The 2,904-nt window shown below is 49.1% G+C and carries 2 protein-coding genes; both read left to right on the top strand.

The features are described 5' to 3' along the window. Positions 1-547: 547 nt before the first annotated feature. Positions 548-1,738, top strand: a complete 1,191-nt coding sequence (locus tag APA10_RS11480) for an efflux RND transporter periplasmic adaptor subunit (protein WP_003629155.1) — start codon at positions 548-550, stop codon at positions 1,736-1,738. 5 nt (positions 1,739-1,743) lie between these two features. Next, positions 1,744-2,904, top strand: a 1,161-nt coding sequence (locus tag APA10_RS11475; protein ID WP_196218995.1) for an efflux RND transporter permease subunit, incomplete at its 3' end; no start/stop codon positions are given.

The following is a 2,904-nucleotide window of genomic DNA, read 5'->3' as shown; positions in this document are numbered from 1 at the left end:
AACCCATGAATCATAATCCACTGAAATCACTCAACTCATTTTCGGTCAGACACTTAGAGATTATACAGTTAAAGCGTTTCTAGATTAGATTTTATTGGTCATATACTGCTGTGTTATAACGTTTGGATATATTCAGGCGTTATAACACATTTTATTTTTAACCACTTTGTTCCTGTGTAAATGAGAATGTAAATGCATCTCAAGCCTTGCATGTGCTGTCATGCAAAGGCATATAATCACGCAAAAGGGATCATGACATGACAAGATGCAGACTGCTATGCGGGAAGTTCCTAGGGCCCGGTAGGATTGTTGCGTTTCAGGCAAGCCAGATATGAATATAGTGTTTGACAAGGCGCAGGTTTATGCAAGAAACAGGACTAAAATGATCTTGTTTGTGCGGCTTTGAATTGTATTCTGAATGGTTTGCATTGTTCAGGTAAAACATGTGGTTTTTTGCAGGTACAGAGTGAGTAAGATGTTATTTTAAAGCAGTATCTGCAAATGTTGGAGCAACGATTATTTCAAAATTTCTTAAAAGGATTCCCTAATGAAGCGGGAAGTCAGTAGTTTAACCCATGCTGCTGTTGTGGGTATGCTCATAGGGCTGTCGGGATGTGATCAGAAGGCATCTACCCCTGAAATGCCGCCGCAAAGTGTGCAGGTTCAGGTTATGAAAAAGCAGTCTGTTGCGGTGCATACCACTCTTCCCGGTCGTACGGATGCTTTTGAAATTGCACAGGTTCGCCCACAGGTAACAGGTGTTATTGAAAAACGGCTGTTCCGCGAAGGCGCGGATGTTGTTGTTGGCCAGCAGCTGTACCAGATTGATCCTTCACGTTACAAAGCCGTGTATGACACAGCACGTGGGCAACTGGCAGAAGCTCAGGCTGCCGAGGTTACAGCACGTGCCAAGCTGAACCGTTATCGTGGGCTTGTACAGTCTCATGCCATTAGCCAGCAGGATTACGATGATGCCGTGGCTGCGGAAAAGGAAGCCCAAGGGCGTATCCTGAACGCACAGGGGCAGGTAGAAAGCGCGCAGGTGAATCTGGGCTATACAAAAATGTATGCGCCCATTTCCGGCCGGATCAGCCGTACGCTGATAACCGTTGGTGCGTTGGTAACAGCAAACCAGACAGACAATACGGCCATTATCACGCGGCTGGACCCTATATATGTTGACGTCAATCTGCCTGCCATCACGCTGCTACGCCTTAAGCGTGAACTGGCAGAAGGACGGATTCAACGGCAGGAAGATGGCAAGGTTCCGGTAACAGTTACGCTGGAAGATGGCTCTGTATATGAACATACAGGCCAGATGGCGCTTTCTGAAGTGAATGTGGATACCGCTACAGCCACTGTTATTGTACGTGCCATCATGCCTAACCCGGATAAGCTGTTGCTGCCTGGTATGTATGTACATGCCCAGTTGGATGAGGGTGTGGACCCCACAGCGCTTGTTGTGCCGCAGGATGCCGTAACACGTAATACACACGGTGACCCGCAGGTGTGGGTGGTGAAGCCCGATAACACGGTTGATCTACGCCAGATCACCACCGGGCAAACCGTTGGTGCCAGTTGGATTGTGACATCCGGGTTGAAGGAAGGCGAACGCATTGTTGTGGAAGGGCTGCAAAAAGTAACGCCCGGCGCCAAGGTTGATCCGCATGAAGAGGCCTCACAACCAGCAGCCAATGCAGCCAGCCCCGTAGATCAGAACTCTCAAAAGAGCCAGTAACCAGCATGAGCCTTTCACGCTTCTTTATTGATCGGCCAATTTTTGCGTGGGTGATCAGTCTTATTATTATGCTGGTTGGGGGGCTGTCCATTTTCCGGCTGCCTATTTCCCAGTACCCCAGTATTGCGCCGCCGCAAATTGCCATCAGTGTCACGTATCCGGGTGCTTCGGCTGATACAGTGAATGATACTGTTGTACGTCCGATCTTGCAGCAGATGTTCGGGCTGGACCATCTGGAATATATTTCGGCCCAGTCCTACGCATCTGGTCAGATGGAAATTGATCTGACCTTTGCGCAGGGAACAGACCCCGACATTGCGCAGGTGCAGGTGCAAAACAAGCTCCAGCTTGCGCAGCCCAAACTGCCAACAGAAGTTACTGCTCAGGGTTTGAGCATTACCAAGGCCGTTAAGAACTTCATGCTGGTGGTGGCCTTTATCTCCACCGATGGCAGCATGAATGGCGGCGATATTGCTGATTATGTGGCATCTAACATTTCAGATCCGCTGAGCCGTGTTTCTGGCGTAGGTGACCATACGCTGTTTGGTTCTGAATACTCCATGCGTATCTGGATGGACCCGGCCAAGCTGTTCAATTACGGCCTGACTGTAAGAGATGTTGAAACAGCTATTCAAACCCAGAATATCCAGCTTTCATCGGGTGAACTGGGTGGTTTGCCTGCAACCAAAGGTATTCGGCTGGATGCCACCATTATTGGCCCGCAGCGTCTGACTTCTCCGGAAGAATTTCAAAGAATTTTGCTGAAAGTGCAGCCTGATGGTTCTCAGGTACGTATTCGGGACATTGCCAAGGTTGAGCTTGGCCCGCAGACGTACAATACCAATTCCTACTATAATAATATGCCAGCTTCCGGCATGGCGCTTAAGCTGGCACCGGGGGCAAACCAGATTGCAACCGAAGCCGCAGTGCGTGCCCAGTTGCATGAACTGGAACAGTTTTTTCCACCGGGTTTGAAAACTGTTTACCCGCTGGATACTGAACCCTTTATTACGCTTTCTATTGGCGAAGTGGTTGAAACACTGCTGGAAGCCATTGGCTTGGTCTTTTTGGTCATGCTGGTGTTTTTGCAGAACTTCCGCGCCACGCTTATTTGTCAGGTTGTGAGACGTCATTGGGATGATGTAGCGTGGGCGATACCGCGTTAT

Origin of the sequence: Acetobacter pasteurianus subsp. pasteurianus LMG 1262 = NBRC 106471, from assembly GCF_000285275.1 — a bacterium.
GTDB classification, from domain to species: Bacteria; Pseudomonadota; Alphaproteobacteria; order Acetobacterales; family Acetobacteraceae; genus Acetobacter; species Acetobacter pasteurianus.
This window is presented reverse-complemented; position numbering and strand designations above follow the sequence as displayed.